The sequence below is a fragment of the Veillonella sp. 27098_8_77 genome, from assembly GCF_041431535.1.
Classification (GTDB): domain Bacteria; phylum Bacillota; class Negativicutes; order Veillonellales; family Veillonellaceae; genus Veillonella.
Window position 1 is genome coordinate 103,417 of sequence record NZ_JAPVXW010000006.1, and the last position, 16,957, is coordinate 120,373.

The window sequence follows — 16,957 nt, forward strand, 5'->3', positions numbered from 1 at the left end:
ATAATCATTATGTACATAAAGGGGTATACCTGTCTATGAGGAAATATTCACTAGCTATACTTTTTACCTCGTCATTTATTGTTTAGACTGTATTACTTATTGTTCAGACTGGGGCATTTATTGTTCGGGCTATATCGGCAACGGTTACTGCCTATACAAGATGCATAAACTTTGCTATACTATAGGAGTTGTAATAATAAATGTATAGGAAAATACAAGATTGGTGTTGACTTTCACCAATTAATTTGTTATTATAATTAAGTAATTTATGAAGCAGAGGCCATCCGCCACTCACCTAATACCAAGAAGTATGAGGTCACATATAGAGAACTCTATTCGGATGGTGTATGCCATCCGTTTTTTTATTCTCTTGGAGGTGAAAGCTATTAGCAAGGATACACCACGCATTAATGAAGAAATTCGTGCTCGTGAACTTCGTGTCGTAGGTCCTGAAAACGAACAAATCGGTATCATGTCTGGCCGTGAGGCGTTGGCATTGGCTGAAGAAAAGCATCTTGATCTTGTGGAAATTGCACCTAACGCTAAACCACCAGTAGCTCGCATTATGAACTACGGTAAATATCGTTATGAACAACAAAAACGCGAGAAAGAAGCGAAAAAGAAACAAAAAATCGTAACTTTAAAAGAAGTTAAGTTACGTCCACATATTGAAGACCATGACTTTTACGTAAAAATGAAAAACGCATCCAAATTCTTGGGTGAAGGTAACAAAGTAAAAGTAACCATCATGTTCCGCGGTCGTGAACTTTCTCACCCTGAACTTGGCATGGCAGTGTTGACACGTTTTGCTGAAGAACTCAAAGAAACGGCGTCTATTGAAAAAGCAGCTAAATTAGAAGGTCGTAATATGACCATGATTTTAGTAAGTAAATAGGATATTGGGAGGATTATAATTATGCCAAAAATTAAAACTCGTCGCGCAGCGGCTAAACGTTTCGCAGTAACTGGTACTGGTGAATTCAAGCGTGCAAAAGCTTTCAAAAGCCACATTCTTGAGAAAAAATCTCCAGCTCGTAAACGTAATTTACGTAAAGCTACATTGGTTGCTAAATCTGACTACAAACGCGTAGTTAAATGCTTACCATACGCTTAATCGCTAACTATTAGATTGATATATCGTAATTTAGGAGGAATATACAATGGCAAGAGTGAAAAAGGGCGTTACAGCTCATGCACGTCATAAAAAGATTTTGAAATTAGCTAAAGGTTACCGCGGTACTCGTTCTCGTTTGTTCAAAAAAGCTAACGAAACAGTAATGAAAGCGTTGTACTACGCTCGTCGTGACCGTCGTGCGAAAAAACGCGAATTCCGTCAATTGTGGATTGCTCGTATCAATGCAGCAGCTCGCATCAATGGCACAACTTACAGCCGTTTCATCGCTGGTTTGACTAAAGCAGGCGTTGAAGTTAACCGTAAAATGTTGGCTGACTTGGCAGTTAACGATGCAGCAGCATTCGCTAAACTTGTTGAAGTAGCTAAAAACGCTTAATAGCATACCATAACGAATTAAGGACTCTCTTTAGAGGGTCCTTTTTTGTATGTTTTTTGGTAAAAGCCCCCTTTAGTACCACTACCTCAAAACAATAAAAAGGAGATTTCCTAGTGCATGGCGAAATACTCAGTATAGATATTTCGTTAACAAATCTCATGTATAGGAGGGATTAGTATGAACGTATTAAAGAAAGCTCTAGTTTTAGGGGCCGTAGGGGCTATGTTAGCCGTACCGGGCTATGCAAAGGTTGTAACCGGTAGCCAATCAGATGCTAACTTAGATCTAAAATATCCATTAGTTTATACAGATCATGCTTATGCGCAACAGGCCATTAATACAGACATTGCAAACTATGTGCTAGAAGCAAAGGATATGTATTATAACCAACATATTTACCAAGTTGCTCAAAGCTATAAGGTTACCTATGAGGATAGCCAAGTCGTGTCCATTCTATTGACGACATATAATTACTATGCAGGTGCCGTTCATGGTATGTATTATACGAGAGGCCTTGTATATAATAAGATAACAGGTCAACGGATTCCTTTATACAACTATGTAAAAATCGCTAATGCAGAACAGTTGGACAGAGGATTGCGGTCTTATGTATTAGATTACTACACCGGTTCCCATACAAAGAGCCATATCCCACAAGGTTGGAGTGTAACATATGTAACCGATAACTACTGCTTACGCGGTAAGGGTAACATTGATCTAGTTTACCAACCATATGAATTAGGACCTTATTCTAATGGCACTACCTATATTGGATTTACACCGCAATCTATTGAATACTTTAACCGCATGAACTCGTAATAAAGGTGGCGTTATAGTTGTATATAACATTATTAATGATACCCATCGGGCTGTTCTTACTGGTGATTAGCCTTCGGTATATGGTGAAAATTTTTACTATCTCGGCCATACATGATATGCCCTATAGAACGGATAAAGGTGTTTTTACCATTGAAACAGCTGGTCGCTACGGTGTATGGCTTAATGGTAATCGCTTTAAAAAGTCTCCCTTAGGGATGTTTGGATTGCAGCTTATTAACTGTGAAACGGAAAAGGAAGTCCTATTAAGAACTAGCTATATACCCGCTAGCGTAACTAAAGTAATCGACGTACGACTCGAGCTTTATACATTTCATGCTAAGCCGGGGACATATCAGATCGTATTTAACGATAACCCTAGTCCGATGGCTAAGATATTTGGTACCATTAGTCGATTTTTGATGGGTGGAAATGATGATTATAGCTCCTATTCCATCAGAATATATCCACATCAATCTATGATCTACTCATTCCTTAGCATATGGGGATTTATATTTGGAGTTATAGCCGTACTGTGGGGGATAGCGGGACTAGTTATACATTGAAAAAATACATAAAGCCTATAGTACATATTTTTGTACTATAGGCTTCTGTCGTATCTAATATATTATCTTCTGTATCCGCCGCATCCTCTTGTATTAGAATTTGGACTGCAATAGTTTTGGCTGTTATTGTTGCATGGTGCATAGTTAGCATTGTTATTGCAGTTGTATTGCGTACTTGTATTGCAATTGTACTGAGAATTATTGCATACATAATCGTAAGCAAATCCTGTGGACACTACAGCAGTCACGGCTAAAGCAGTCATGATGAGTATACGTTTAGTAAATTTCATAGTAATCACCTCCTAGTTTCTATACTTACATTATACTACTATAAGTCAAACGAAATATGATATTCTATACATATATACTATTTGAGAGAATTTATGTGAAAGGAAGAGTTTGTATGATGAAACGTGTATTGATGGCTACGCTCTGTTTAAGTTGTGTTGCCTTTAGTAGTAACGCAATTGATATTAATATACCTGGTGCAGATCCGACGGTATCAAAGGATGCATATCAGAATTATCGCAAGACTGATGCGGATGCGCAACAGATGGAACGGGATGTTGAAAAGGATATAAAAACATATATGCCCAAACAAGTGGTAGGTAATGGCGAATTTGATTTAAATGATATCATTTATTCAAATCGTGAGTTGAACCATGCATTAGATTTTTCTTCATCAATATTTATTTTGAAAGAGGATGGGGCCAATGTAAAATTCACCATGCCTTACTCGAGTCGATATGGGAATACTGAAAAGATTGCAGATGGTACACCTGCTTTCAGAAATGCAATGATTATGAGCCCTGATGGTATGATGGCTTATGAATTACGTCATCAACCAACAGGCAATAATTGGGAAGATAGTAAGATTCCTTATAGCAAATTGACTGTTGATGATATGAAAGCTATCGCAGAGAAAACAGCTGGCGTATTTCGTGGTGATGACCATTCATTATATGCTGGTAAATTTACGTATCCTACGGTTGAAAAAGCGACATGGGATGTCACGTATGCTAAGGATGCACCAATGGTGGGGAGCCTTAATTTTACGATGAAGAATACACCGATGATTTCGTATCATGTAGGTTATAATTTTATGCCTAGAAAACAGTTTAGCGTGTTAAAAGCTCAAGGTGTTGATAAGGCTAAAGACATGATAATGTCTCCGTTGGTAAACTATGTATTACCATCCATTGAACCAGCGAAGGATATACTTTCAAAAAGCAAAGCATTAACAATTAATGATTTTACATTCTTAACGCTAAAAACAAGTAAAATGATACGGGAAGATAAGAATGATTCGTACATGTATGTATACGATAGCGATCAGTATAGAGAAGGTATCATGGTGATGCCAGTTGAGGCTGAAGATATACAACATCCAGAAAAAATTTTCCCGAAAGCTGTACGCAGTATTATTCTAACTGACAAGTATTCGATGCACCAACCAATCCAATTTGCTACCGTATGGAATGATGCTATGCCATCCGTATATATGCAAATTAAGCGCCCTAAAACAACGATATATATGTTAATATCCCATGATAAACAATATGTCTATAATCACTTTATTATGATCTATAATACAAGCTCTTTAGTTGAAAAAGATTTGCGAGATATTGTGCAATATGTAGACACTAATAACAATAAGGACTACTATAACACATTCCAAAGTGGGCTTGGGGCTAAGATGCCAAAAGACATGGCGACGGTTGATATTAAGAATACGAAATAATAGATAATGTAAGGAATTTAAAAATACCTTGTGAAGTAACTCTCACCATAGGTTAGATTTTTTCATGTAACTATAGGCTCTCTATTGTGAGGTATATACCTTGTGATAGAGGGCTTTTTGTGTGTGATAAAAGTTAAAAAAGAGCTCTATTTTCTAGAAAATATCTTTTTTTCTTATGCTAAAAGGCGTATACTATAGATAATAATATAGAACATATATTTGCGTTTAAAGAGAGGAGGAAGATGTATGAGTGATGATGTAAAGATGTTTGAAGGTAGTCAAATTCGTTCTGTGTGGGATAATGAAAGGGAAGAGTGGTATTTTAGTATAGTGGATGTTGTAGGGGTTTTATCTGAAAGTAAAAATCCAACTGATTATTTAAGAAAAATGAAGAAGAGGGATGAAATATTAGCATCCTACCTTGGGACAAATTGTCCCAAGGTAGGAATGGTATCGACGAATGGTAAGATTCGAAAAGTATTAGCAGGAAACTTAAAGGATATTTTCCGTATTATACAATCCATTCCTTCGCCTAAGGCAGAACCTTTTAAAATGTGGTTAGCAGAGGTTGGTAAAGAACGTATTGATGAAATCATTGATCCGGAACTCACGATTGATAGGGCTTTAGAATCATATGCTCGTAAGGGCTATAGCCGAGAATGGATTAATCAACGATTACAGGCCATTCAGGTTCGTAAAGAATTAACCGATACTTGGCAAGATCATGGTGTTAAAGCTGGTAATGAATATGCTATCCTAACGAATGAAATCTCTAAAGCTTGGTCTGGAATGACGACTAGAGAATATAAGGACTTTAAGGGGCTAAAAAAAGAAAATCTAAGAGATAATATGTCTACTACAGAACTTATCTTAAATATGTTAGCCGAAACGGCTACAAAGGATATTGCGGAGGCAACTAATCCTCAAGGATTAGACGAGAATAAACAAGTTGCTCAAGATGGTGGTTCTATTGCTGGTGATGCACGTAAATCGATTGAAGCTAGAACTGGTAAGCCTGTTATTACCTCTAAAAATGCTATTGATTTAGGACGACTAATTAGTGATGTGGTGAAATATGATAGATGAACGACTTGAACGGATGAAACGAAAACGTAATTGTAGAGTACATTTTGATGCAGATTCTTTTCAGATATCTGATTGTATTGTAGCACCAGTTCATGACATACCTGATGTAATACATGAAAATCAGGAGTTTGATTTTTATGTTGAGTCTACTTATGATGTATATCTGCTTCGCATTATACATAGTCATGATTGTGTTGTAAGTATTTATCCTGCAAAAGTGGATGGTATCATATATATCGTGTGTTCTATACCTGTTTCTAAAGATAGTATCAAAGAAAATATTCAAAAGATTTTACATGCGTTGGAGATATATGGTTTTCCGAAACTGAAGAATCCAAAAAGTAGTATTACATTTAATATATAGTGATGAAATAGGTCGTAAAGAAAATAATACCACATCAGATAGGGATTTTTTGCCCTGTATGATGTGGTATTTTGTATATAATATATATGTCACTTTATATTATTGGGTATTATTACGAATTTTGTGCGTTATTATTCTATAAAGCAAAGCGTACTTTAAAATTTGGATGAATAATTATATAATGATTACAAATGTAACTTTAATTCGAAATGAGGCTTATATGCAATTATTAACAGTGGATATTAGTGAAGAAGGGATTGCTAATGATTCTGGAACGCTGTTGACAATTTTACTAAAAGATAGGACTACAAACAAAAATATTTTATGGGCTTCTCCTTCTTATGAAGGTATGGGGAAGCCTTTTTGTGCTGACCAACCTATTAAAAAGAATTTAATTATAGGCCCTTATGATTCGATTATTCAACCACGTGTTGAAAAGAATAAACGTAATCAAGAGCTACGTACTCGTAAACGGGGGGAAGTGTTTACTCCACCATGGCTTGTTGACAAGCAAGTATCTATTGTATTGGATGAAATAGAAGATATTTCTTTTGAAAGCTTCATTGCTTCACGTTGGTTAGAGCTTGCTTGCGGTGAAGGTCCATATATTGTAACCCGATATAACTCTATTACTGGTGATATTATTCCTGTGGAAAAGCGTGTTGGCTTTTTAGATCGTAAACTACAACGGATAGCTAAAGAAGTAAATTCTGAACAAGAGTTTATTAAATTATCTAAAATAGCTTATGAATCAAGCTATGGTTATGAATTACAAGGTGATTCATTACTATTAGCTCGTGAAAACTTATTATTATCTTTTTGTGAATACTATGATTACAAATTTGGTAAATTACCGACAATGAAGGTAATTAAACAAATAGCAACTATTATTTCTTATAATATATTCCAAATGAATGGGTTAACTAAGCAAACCCCATATTCAGATGATTCAAAGGGCAATATTCAACTTAATCTATTTGATGATGTAAATAATCAAGAGAAACAAGGGGATATGTTTACAGTTGTCAAAGACTGGGAAAATAAAGTGTTAGTATCTATGGACTCAATTTCTAAGGGAGATGAAATGATGAAGTTTGATATAGTAATTGGAAACCCGCCTTATCAGGAGGAAACTGAAGGTACAAGTGATAAACCTATTTACAACTATATGATGGATGCAGCAGAAGAGATTGCTGATAAAGTATGCTTAATTACACCTGCAAGGTTTTTATTTAATGCGGGTAAAACACCTAAAGCTTGGAATCGAAAAAAGCTTAATGACCCTCATTTTAAAGTAAATTATTATGAGCAAGATTCTTCTAAGATTTTTTCTAATACAGACATTAAAGGTGGCGTTGCTATAACATATAGAGATAGTAATAAAGATTTTGGTGCAATAGGTACTTTTACGGCTTTTAGTGAGCTAAATAGTATTTATCAAAAGGTATATAAATCAAATGACTTTATGACCTTTAGCGCATTAGTTGTTGCTCCTGAAAGCTATAAATTAACCGATAAATTACATCAAGATTATCCTAGTGCCGAATCACAATTAAGTAAGGGGCATAAATATGATGTGACGACGAATATATTTGATAAATTACCTCAAATTTTTAAAATAGAACTATCAGATGATGAGTTGAAAACAGATTATATTAAAATTATTGGCCGTGAGAATAACTTGCGTAGTGAAAAATGGGTTCGTAAAGATTACATTAATGGGCCGGATAATTTATATGGGTATAAAGTTATTTTACCGAAGTCTAATGGATCAGGAGCTATAGGAGAAGTACTTTCTACACCCCTAATCGGGGAACCCCTAATCGGGCATACTCAAACATTTATTTCTGTTGGTAATTTTTCAACATACGAAGAGTCAGTTGCTTGTTTAAAATATATAAAGACTAAATTTGCTAGAACCATGTTAGGTATTTTAAAAATTACTCAACATAATCCTAAAGCAACTTGGACTTTTGTTCCTAATCAAGACTTTAAACCTAACTCAGATATTGATTGGTCTCAGTCTATTGAAAACATAGACCAACAATTGTACAAAAAATATAATCTTTCACAAGATGAAATAGATTTCATCGAATCTAAAGTGAGGGCTATGGACTAATGGGGACAGAGATAAAAACAGGGAAGGTTGTAGAACCTAAAATCTATGCATATACTACACCACAAGTTACCACTAATGATGGATGGATTAAGATTGGGTATACGGAACGGGATGTGGAGACTCGAATTCGTGAGCAAACCCATACAGCAGCTATTCAAACAGAAATATTATGGAATCATTTAGCCGAATATGTAGATGGACCAGAAAAAGGTCTAAATTTTAAAGACCATGACTTTCACGGTTTCCTGAAATTTTATGATATAGAACGTAGACCGAAAACAGAGTGGTTTTATTTCAATGGTACGCCGGAGAAATCAGAAGGTTTATTTAACAAGTTTATTCATCATGATGTATCAGGTTATCAACCAGGAAAAAGTAATGAATACACATTACGTCGGGAGCAAGACGAAGCTGTTACGAAAACAGAGGCTTATTTCACTAGTCATGAAAATAGTGAATTCTTATGGAATGCAAAACCTCGGTTTGGTAAAACATTATCAGCCTATGATTTAGTTAAACGATTAGGTATAACAAATGTTTTAGTGCTTACCAATCGTCCAGCTGTTGCTAATTCCTGGTATGACGATTTTGATCAATTTATTGCGGGAAATACAGAATATAAATTTGTTAGCAGTACCGATTCTTTAAAAGATAGACCATCTATGAGTCGAGAACAATTTATTGAATATCTTAGTGAACATGATGAGGCAAAACAAATTGCTTTCATCAGCTTACAAGATTTAAAAGGGTCTAAATATTTTGGTGGCGAATACGATAAATTAAAATGGGTGGCCGATTTACATTGGGATTTAGTTATCATAGATGAAGCTCACGAAGCGGTGGATACACGTAAATCCGATTTTGCATTTAGCAATATACATAGACGTTGGACCCTTCATTTGTCAGGTACACCATTTAAATCAATCGCCAAAGGTCAATTTAGTGATGAACAGATTTATAATTGGTCATATGCAGATGAACAACAAGCCAAGAAAAATTGGGATAGCACGTGTGAAAGTGAGAACCCATACGAAGCATTACCTCAATTGAATATGTTTACCTATCAAATGTCTAAGATGGTTTTAGATGTCATTAATGATGGTGTAACTGTTGATGGTGAAAACTATGATTATGCATTTGATTTGAATGAGTTCTTTGCTACTAATGAGAGTGGTGAATTTGTTCATAAAGAAGCAGTTGTTGCGTGGCTTGATACTTTAACACATAATGAAAAATATCCATTCTCTACAAAAGATCTACGTAATGAATTAAAGCATACATTCTGGATTTTAGATCGTGTAAATTCAGCGAAGGCGCTTAAGAAGTTACTAGAAAATCATTCTACTTTTGAAAATTATGGAATTGTATTAGCTGCAGGTTCAGGTAATGCTTATGAACATAATAGTGATGAGGGAACTGAGAATCTTCGTTCTCTAGCGGCTGTTCGTAAAGCTATAGCAGATCATGAGAAAACAATTACGCTTTCAGTAGGACAATTAACAACAGGTGTAACCGTACCTGAATGGACTGGCGTTATTATGCTATGTAATATGAAGTCACCGGCTCAGTATATGCAGGCTGCTTTTAGGGCACAAAATCCATATTCGTGGACAGAAAAAGGTAAACACTATAGAAAAGAACGGGCTTATGTATTTGATTTTGCACCAGAACGTACACTTATTATTTATGATAAGTTTGCTAATGATTTATCTATGGCAACTGCTAATGGACATGGTACGACTGATGAAAGAAAAGAGAATATCGGTGAATTATTAAACTTCTTCCCTGTTATAGCTGAGGACTCATCAGGTCGAATGGTAGAGATTGATGCGGCTCAGGTAATGACGATTCCTAAGCAAATTAAAGCCCAAGAAGTTGTTAAACGCGGTTTCATGTCTAATCTTCTATTTGATAATATTGCTGGTATTTTTAGAGCAACTCAAACTGTTTTAGATATTCTAAGTGAATTGCCTGAAGCATCTCAAGGCAAAGTTGTTGTGGGAAACGATGACATAGATATTGTTGATGTAGATTTAGACGATGATGATAATCCAATTGTTCCAGACGAAATCGTTATTAATAAACAAGAGGCTTTATTTGGAGATAAATTACGAAGTTCAATTGCAAATATTGAAAATACAATACGTAATGAAGATTTAAAACCGACATTGGAGGATATGCTAGCTCGTGTGACTGCACCTGTTATTACACCAATTGTTCAGGAAATGCAAGAAACCTATGGTCTTAAAAATCGAGCAGCACAACGAATTGAGAAAGATATTAAAGATGCCATTATGACGGTAGCCGAAGAAAATGATAAGGCACAAAATGTTGCTATTGCACATAAAGAAGCTGAATATAAAGAAAAAATTGAAGCTGCTAAATCAGAAGAGGAAAAGCTAGCTATTGAAACTGAACGAGAAGATGCAATTAGTGCTGTGAAAGTAGAATATAAAGATAAATTTACGAAAGATATTAGTACAACATTACAGGAATTGCCAAAACAGATTATTAAACAGCAGGAAGTAGAAGCTCTACAAAACCGAATGAATAGTGATGAAGAAAAAATCCGTGGCCATCTACGTGGCTTTGCTAGAACAATTCCAAGTTTCCTTATGGCATATGGTGATGAGCAGCTTACATTAGACAATTTTGATACCTATGTAGATGGAGATGTTTTCCATGAAGTTACTGGAATCACATTAGATCAATTTAGATATCTACGTGATGGTGGAGATGACTTTAATGGTCATTTATTTGATGCACCGACATTTAATGAGGCTATTCTTGAATTCTTACGTAAAAAAGCAGAACTTGCCAATTACTTTGAAGATAATAAAGAAGATATCTTTGATTACATTCCGCCACAACAAACAAATCAAATCTTTACACCTAAAAAAGTAGTAAAACGAATGGTTGATGAATTGGAAAAAGAAAATCCTAATATTTTTGCTGATTCAACGAAAACCTATATAGATCTCTATATGAAATCTGGATTGTATATTGCTGAATTGGTTAAACGTTTATACAACAATGAATCTATGAAACAACAATTTCCAGATGATAAAGACCGTTTGAAACATATTCTTGAAAATCAAGTTTATGGTTTTGCTCCATCTGCTATTATCTATCGGATTGCTACAAACTTTATCTTTGGTCCAATTAGTGATGATGTAAGTAGAAAGAATTTTGTGCAAGAAGATACAATACCTTATGCTAAAGAGGAAAGAATACAGGATTTAGTAAAAGAATGGTTTGTTTAGTAATTAGTAATATAAAATTATGATAGATATTATTGAGGTACAAATATCATGGAGATATTACTTGAATATTTAAGGCGTTATGATATATGGAATAATTTATTTCCAGGAATGATTTTTATATATAGTTATAATATATTTTGGAACGTATATGATTGGAATCAGATACCAATTGTTTACATCTTTTTTATGGCATATTTTATTGGAATGATAATAAGTAGAATTGGATCTATATTTATTGAGCCGCTACTAAAAAAAATAAAATTTATAAAATTTATTGATTATAGATTTTATTTAACTGCTATTGAATGCGATAAGACTATCATTGAATTAAATACAGTTAATAATGTATATCGTACAATTTCTACAGGATTAATAATCTTTTTTTTAGTATTTATACAGAAAGAAATAAATGATATATGTATGTTGATTAATAGTGAAATTGCTATTTACAATCTATTTTTAATAGTATTATTTTTATTTAGTTATAGAAAACAAACAGAATATATCAATAAGCGTGTAAGTAAATATGTTTAATTTATGGGGGCGTATTATGAAATATGAAATAGATTTTTTAGGTAATAATTCGGTGAGTCAAGATTCAGATTCAATTTTATTCAGATATATGCCTGAGGGGACGGAAACGTTTATTCATATATTGTATGATGGAGGTGTAAAAGCATTTGGTGAGACTATAGAGCAGCATTTAAGAGCGTACTATAATACAGAAAAATTAGATTATGTTATTGTATCTCATCCTGATAATGATCATACTAGTGGTATAATCGAATTATTGGGAAAATTTGAAATTGGAAAAATTTATATGAATTGTCCCTGGAACTACATTGAAGATTTATGGACGTATGTTGATGACGGTCGTAAAACTAAGGAATCTCTGAAACAAGAATTATATAGTTCTTATCCTAATGTGAAGGAAATTGAAGATTTAGCTAATAAATATAATATACCTGTTTTACCTATTTTTCAGGGGGCATATATTACGGATGAGATTAAAGTGCTTAGTCCAAGTAAAACTTTTTATATCGAACAAATTGTGGACTCATCTAAAAATAATCTTGCCGAAAAAAGAAGTGGGATTAAATTCACTGAGGCTTTTAATAGTATTAAAAACTTTATAGTTGAATCTTTTAGTGGAGAGGATACTCTGCGTGAAAATGTATCAACTAGTGCAGAGAATGAAACATCTGTTATTTTGCATTTGGGATTATCTACTTATAATGTATTATTAACGGGAGATGCGGGAATAAAGGCCTTAGATGTTGCATATAATTTTGGTATTAGTAATAATATTCAATTTGAAAAATATAACCTGATTCAAATACCTCATCATGGAAGTCGTCATAATATATCTAGTTCTATAATAGACAAAATAACTGGATTTAAATGCTCAAATTGTGTTGAAAATAGAATTGCTTGTGCGTCTGTTGCAAGAGATAGTGATCATCCACGTAAAAGTGTAGTTAATGCATTTATAAAACGGAAATTTAAAGTTAGTGCAACATATGGGAACACAATTTGTCATCATTCTGATAATATGCCTACTAGAGAAGGCTGGGGACCAGTAAGTGGATTGTCATTTAGTTCAACTGTTGAATCATGGGATTAAAATGTTATATTGAGTATAATATAAACTGTGAACTATAGAGTTATCTTTTATTAATTGTGTATTTATAACAAAATAGAGGATTCTAGTAGTCATATCTATTCGGTGTATAAACAAAACAGAGAAAGGAATCATATGATTCCCTTCCGTGTTTAAATATGATATAATTTATATCAAAGTGAGGCATAAATGGCTTGGACGCCAGACTTCGCTTCTAAAGTTAAAAATCGAAGAAACGGTCTGACTTCACAGTCGGGCCTTTTTTCATGGCCTATGCCGTGAAAAGCTAGCTTTAGCTAGATGTCAATTCATTTAGCTGCCATAATAATGGTCGCCACAAGTATACCAAATGAAATCATTAAAGATAACACTTTGTATGTACTCATATTGATCACCGCCAATCTCTAGAAGATTAGCAAAGGCTGGACCCATTTAGAGGCCTCAAGTTCAATATAGCCCTGTCAATAACAAAAGTAAATACATTAGAGGTTCCTAATAGTCACCTAGGTGACCAATAGGAACCTTTTTTTGATTGAAATATTATTTTGAGTAAGAGTATTTTGAAGAGTGGTTCATTAAATATTCATGTATGGACTAAGATATGTTAAACTATTTATAATGTACTAGGATATTAATCTTGATAATTGCTTAGTACTATAAGTTCGTGGAGGACATTATGGGATATTTTGATAAATTGCCTGCAGAAGAGCAAGTTTCGTATTTAATAAAACCTATTTTAGAGGTACTTAGTCAAGCTAGTACTTCATTAAAGACGTCAGAGATTCGTTCTTTAATAATTCAGGCAGATACTAAGATTGCTGAATTTGCTAATACTGAATATACATCTAAAAGAACAAGAAATACGTATAATAAATTTACAATCAAGTTTGGGCTAGCACTTAAAGAATTAATAGTTCTAGATATTGTGGAGCGTCAAATTGAGGATAAAACTCTTGTTTTGACACCTAAAGGACGCTCTTTAAACTTAGAGTTATTAGATGTTCAGAAAGAAATTAGGGAAAAAGCACAACTTTATTGGAAAGAACATAGAAATAAATCAAAAAAACAACAAAGTAAGGAAGACGATATGAATAAAGAAGCATCCAGACGTATATGCCGAGCAATCTCAAATTCTGAGGTATCTGACTTTTCTTGGTATAAGATGAAGGTTGGAGATATTGTTACATATAAATATGAATCAGTAGATGATAGTTATATTGGTGAATTTGGGTTAGGTTACAATGTGAATGGTGGAGAAACAGAAGAACAAATTTCTAGTGCGGTTTCCTGTATATTTCAAGTTGTAGATTATACTGATGTACTAGATGTTTCAGAGAAAGATACGTCTAAAAAAAGAAATGCATCTAAACAAAGTATTATATTAAAAAAAGCAGCTGTATTACGTTGTGTCCATGTGTTTAATGAACCTATTTCTAAGGCTTGTCTAGATGATTGGCTAGATGGCAGTGGACAAATAAATCTTCAAGGCGGATTTATTTGTATAACTGATGAAAAAGCCAATATAATAACTAAAAAAATAAAGGAACTGATACCTCAATTATCTAATGATATAGATGACAAAAATATAATATTATCAGAATATAAACAGGAAAAGCCATTACAAGTTATGTATTATGGTGCACCAGGTACTGGTAAAAGTTATAGGATAGGCTCACTAATAAAAGAGAGTTATCCAGGATATACAGAGTATGATGATAACCCTTATGTTTTTCGTACTACTATTTACCGTGATTATTCTTACTTTGATTTCGTAGGTAATATTATGCCTGTAACAAAAGAAGGAAAAGTTAGTTATGAGTTTGTTCCAGGGATATTTACAACTGCATTATGCGCAGCCTTGAGAACTCAAGATAGAAATATAGATGTTTATCTTATTTTAGAGGAAATGTCTCGTGGTGATATTGCTAGTATTTTTGGCGATATATTCCAACTATTAGATAGGGATGATACTGGTAAAAGCATGTATGGCATTAACAATAAATCTATTTATGAATACCTTATATTAAATGGAGCAATAAAAGCAGGCCACAAAATTATCATTCCATCAAATTTACATATCATAGGAACTGTTAATACCAGTGACCAAAATGTTAATGTTATTGATACTGCTTTTAAACGAAGATTTGATTTCAAATATATTGGTGTAGATCCTATTACTGTCGATCCTATTCCTGTCGATGGCAAAGATGATGAATACGTTAACAATTTTGATATTAAATTTACAAATTCTGATACGTATGAGTGGGTTAAACTATATCAAGCTATTAATCACATCATTATAAATGATTTAGGATTAGCTGAAGATAAGCAATTAGGGCCTTTCTTCTTAAAGGATAAAGACGATGATGATGCAAACCGCGAACAAGTTGCTGATAAGCTATTGCATTATTTATGGCAAGATGTTGAGCGAGTTTCATATACTGGAGCTAGTCTTTTTGATGATAGCATTAAATCCTTTGGTCAGTTATATTCAACATTTAATAACAAAAAGAATATTTTAAGTGAATCTGTAAAACAAGTATATGGAAACTTATAAAATGAATAATGATGTATTAGATTATCATTTTGAAATTATTAATGATGGCAATGAATTGACAGAATCATTTTGTCGAAAGTGGGATATTTACTCATACTGTGATCGATATAATGAGAAGTTAAAATGCTCTTTCGTTGGTATGGTAGTAAAAAAAGATAATATTCTACTTTCTTTCCCTAAGCACTATCATGTTGATAAAGTAATTTTGAGAGATGAAAAATCAAAAGTATTGCAAGATATGAAGGATATATTGCATATTATAAAGCGAGATAGAGAGCTATATGGTGTTGAACCAGGACAATTAGCTGATACGATACCAGTAGATGCTTATCAGTATATCCTTACATATTATTTAGAGTTTGGTTTATATCATCGCCAACTAAGAGATACAGTTAAAGGTTATAAAGGTCATATTAATTGGCATCAAACAATAAATTCGATTCGTCCCTTATTAAGTGATGGAAATTTTATATACTCTCCGTTTGTAGTTAATTGTGAATATGATGAGTCAATTTTTATTACGGAATGTATGGATTACGTATTATTTGATTTCTATAATACCTTTCAAACTTTGTTAGATGATATTCATCCGTATAAGCGTCAATTTTATAATCCTATATTTGATGAGTATGATTTTTGTATTGCTAAATTGCAAACATTATGTGGTAGGCTTTTTAAGGATTATGAACGATTATTATTGAAATCGTTGATCAGATACTTTCAATGGAAAAGTAATCGAAGTAAATCATCTAAATTCTTAACCTTGTATTTTGAATTGGTTTGGGAACGAATGATACATATGTATTTATCTAAACATATACGTATTTGGGGTCATGATTATGAAATTACAAAGGAAGAACAACCTTGTAAGCTAAATATAATAAAACCAGATAGTATGGATATAGAGCAACGAGAAGCGGATGAGAAAAGCCGATTCTCTATTCAATTTGATCATTTCTTTAAAACCTGCACAAGTAAAAAGCAACCATTAATATTATTATTTGATTCTAAGTACTTTACTAATGATGTGAATTCTTTTAATTATAAGCAAGCATTTTATTATTACTATTTACGAGGTAAATATAAAAATGCCATTATTAAAAGTGCTTTAGTTATACCAACATCTGGTAAAAGGAAAACCGTTGTGCATGTTGATAGACAGCATATTGATGGTCTATATATTCGTGAAGAATATATAAATCTTAAAGATGTAATTGAGTGCTATAAAAAATCGATATCTTGATTTTAATTATAAAATGTAGATAAGCATAAAACCTCCTAATAGTTATAAAATAGCAATTAGGAGGATTTTT

At 33.3% G+C, this 16,957-nt stretch carries 14 protein-coding genes; 13 read left to right on the plus strand and 1 reads right to left on the minus strand.

The genetic code is table 11. The features are described from left to right. Positions 1 to 340 precede the first annotated feature (340 nt). The 11 genes from infC to O3617_RS05370 all read left to right on the plus strand — a co-directional run bounded on the left by infC (position 341) and on the right by O3617_RS05370 (position 13,090). Complete coding sequence (gene infC / locus O3617_RS05320; RefSeq protein WP_005376236.1) at positions 341 to 895, plus strand: translation initiation factor IF-3; 555 nt, start codon at positions 341 to 343, stop codon at positions 893 to 895. 21 nt (positions 896 to 916) lie between these two features. Beyond that, on the plus strand, positions 917 to 1,114 hold the full coding sequence (gene rpmI, locus O3617_RS05325) for a 50S ribosomal protein L35 (RefSeq protein ID WP_005376016.1): 198 nt from the start codon (positions 917 to 919) through the stop codon (positions 1,112 to 1,114). 46 nt (positions 1,115 to 1,160) lie between these two features. Further along, on the plus strand, positions 1,161 to 1,511 hold the full coding sequence (gene rplT / locus O3617_RS05330) for a 50S ribosomal protein L20 (protein ID WP_005376311.1): 351 nt from the start codon (positions 1,161 to 1,163) through the stop codon (positions 1,509 to 1,511). Between the two features lie 177 nt (positions 1,512 to 1,688). Next, positions 1,689 to 2,330: a PdaC/SigV domain-containing protein gene (locus O3617_RS05335; protein WP_371449060.1), complete on the plus strand. Its 642-nt coding sequence runs from the start codon at positions 1,689 to 1,691 to the stop codon at positions 2,328 to 2,330. Between the two features lie 80 nt (positions 2,331 to 2,410). Continuing rightward, on the plus strand, positions 2,411 to 2,893 hold the full coding sequence (locus O3617_RS05340; protein ID WP_371449061.1) for a hypothetical protein: 483 nt from the start codon (positions 2,411 to 2,413) through the stop codon (positions 2,891 to 2,893). Positions 2,894 to 3,296: 403 nt separating this feature from the next. Beyond that, positions 3,297 to 4,634: a hypothetical protein gene (locus O3617_RS05345; protein WP_371449062.1), complete on the plus strand. Its 1,338-nt coding sequence runs from the start codon at positions 3,297 to 3,299 to the stop codon at positions 4,632 to 4,634. Positions 4,635 to 4,880: 246 nt separating this feature from the next. After that, on the plus strand, positions 4,881 to 5,720 hold the full coding sequence (locus O3617_RS05350) for a BRO family protein (protein WP_371449063.1): 840 nt from the start codon (positions 4,881 to 4,883) through the stop codon (positions 5,718 to 5,720). A 13-nt stretch (positions 5,721 to 5,733) separates the two neighbouring features. Beyond that, positions 5,734 to 6,084 (plus strand): hypothetical protein, encoded by a 351-nt coding sequence (locus O3617_RS05355; protein WP_371449064.1) that lies wholly within the window; start codon positions 5,734 to 5,736, stop codon positions 6,082 to 6,084. 220 nt (positions 6,085 to 6,304) lie between these two features. Next, positions 6,305 to 8,203 carry an Eco57I restriction-modification methylase domain-containing protein gene (locus O3617_RS05360; RefSeq protein ID WP_371449065.1) on the plus strand — a complete coding sequence of 633 codons (1,899 nt, stop codon included), beginning with the start codon at positions 6,305 to 6,307 and terminating at the stop codon, positions 8,201 to 8,203. Beyond that, positions 8,203 to 11,466, plus strand: coding sequence for a DEAD/DEAH box helicase family protein (locus O3617_RS05365; protein WP_371449066.1), 3,264 nt, complete (start codon positions 8,203 to 8,205; stop codon positions 11,464 to 11,466). Before O3617_RS05360 ends, O3617_RS05365 begins: the two co-directional genes overlap by 1 nt. 550 nt (positions 11,467 to 12,016) lie before the next feature. Further along, positions 12,017 to 13,090, plus strand: a complete 1,074-nt coding sequence (locus O3617_RS05370; protein ID WP_371449067.1) for a ComEC/Rec2 family competence protein — start codon at positions 12,017 to 12,019, stop codon at positions 13,088 to 13,090. Between the two features lie 305 nt (positions 13,091 to 13,395). Here O3617_RS05370 and O3617_RS05375 read toward each other — a convergent pair whose 3' ends face one another. After that, complete coding sequence (locus O3617_RS05375) at positions 13,396 to 13,473, minus strand: putative holin-like toxin (RefSeq protein WP_227041506.1); 78 nt, start codon at positions 13,471 to 13,473, stop codon at positions 13,396 to 13,398. Positions 13,474 to 13,763: 290 nt separating this feature from the next. On the opposite strand from O3617_RS05375, the gene O3617_RS05380 reads away from it, so the two are divergent. Both O3617_RS05380 and O3617_RS05385 read left to right on the plus strand, forming a co-directional pair. Then, complete coding sequence (locus O3617_RS05380) at positions 13,764 to 15,644, plus strand: hypothetical protein (RefSeq protein ID WP_371449068.1); 1,881 nt, start codon at positions 13,764 to 13,766, stop codon at positions 15,642 to 15,644. Beyond that, the gene (locus tag O3617_RS05385; protein WP_371449069.1) at positions 15,631 to 16,887 is read left to right on the plus strand and encodes an LlaJI family restriction endonuclease; all 1,257 of its coding nucleotides are present in this window, start codon (positions 15,631 to 15,633) and stop codon (positions 16,885 to 16,887) included. Before O3617_RS05380 ends, O3617_RS05385 begins: the two co-directional genes overlap by 14 nt. Positions 16,888 to 16,957: the final 70 nt, after the last annotated feature.

Coding starts and splice junctions, on each gene's coding strand:
- infC (WP_005376236.1), top strand. CDS start 341: ATGGTGTATGCCATCCGTTTTTTTATTCTCTTGGAGGTGAAAGCTATT.
- rpmI (WP_005376016.1), top strand. CDS start 917: ATGCCAAAAATTAAAACTCGTCGCGCAGCGGCTAAACGTTTCGCAGTA.
- rplT (WP_005376311.1), top strand. CDS start 1,161: ATGGCAAGAGTGAAAAAGGGCGTTACAGCTCATGCACGTCATAAAAAG.
- O3617_RS05335 (WP_371449060.1), top strand. CDS start 1,689: ATGAACGTATTAAAGAAAGCTCTAGTTTTAGGGGCCGTAGGGGCTATG.
- O3617_RS05340 (WP_371449061.1), top strand. CDS start 2,411: ATGGTGAAAATTTTTACTATCTCGGCCATACATGATATGCCCTATAGA.
- O3617_RS05345 (WP_371449062.1), top strand. CDS start 3,297: ATGATGAAACGTGTATTGATGGCTACGCTCTGTTTAAGTTGTGTTGCC.
- O3617_RS05350 (WP_371449063.1), top strand. CDS start 4,881: ATGAGTGATGATGTAAAGATGTTTGAAGGTAGTCAAATTCGTTCTGTG.
- O3617_RS05355 (WP_371449064.1), top strand. CDS start 5,734: ATGAAACGAAAACGTAATTGTAGAGTACATTTTGATGCAGATTCTTTT.
- O3617_RS05360 (WP_371449065.1), top strand. CDS start 6,305: ATGCAATTATTAACAGTGGATATTAGTGAAGAAGGGATTGCTAATGAT.
- O3617_RS05365 (WP_371449066.1), top strand. CDS start 8,203: ATGGGGACAGAGATAAAAACAGGGAAGGTTGTAGAACCTAAAATCTAT.
- O3617_RS05370 (WP_371449067.1), top strand. CDS start 12,017: ATGAAATATGAAATAGATTTTTTAGGTAATAATTCGGTGAGTCAAGAT.
- O3617_RS05375 (WP_227041506.1), bottom strand. CDS start 13,473: ATGAGTACATACAAAGTGTTATCTTTAATGATTTCATTTGGTATACTT.
- O3617_RS05380 (WP_371449068.1), top strand. CDS start 13,764: ATGGGATATTTTGATAAATTGCCTGCAGAAGAGCAAGTTTCGTATTTA.
- O3617_RS05385 (WP_371449069.1), top strand. CDS start 15,631: ATGGAAACTTATAAAATGAATAATGATGTATTAGATTATCATTTTGAA.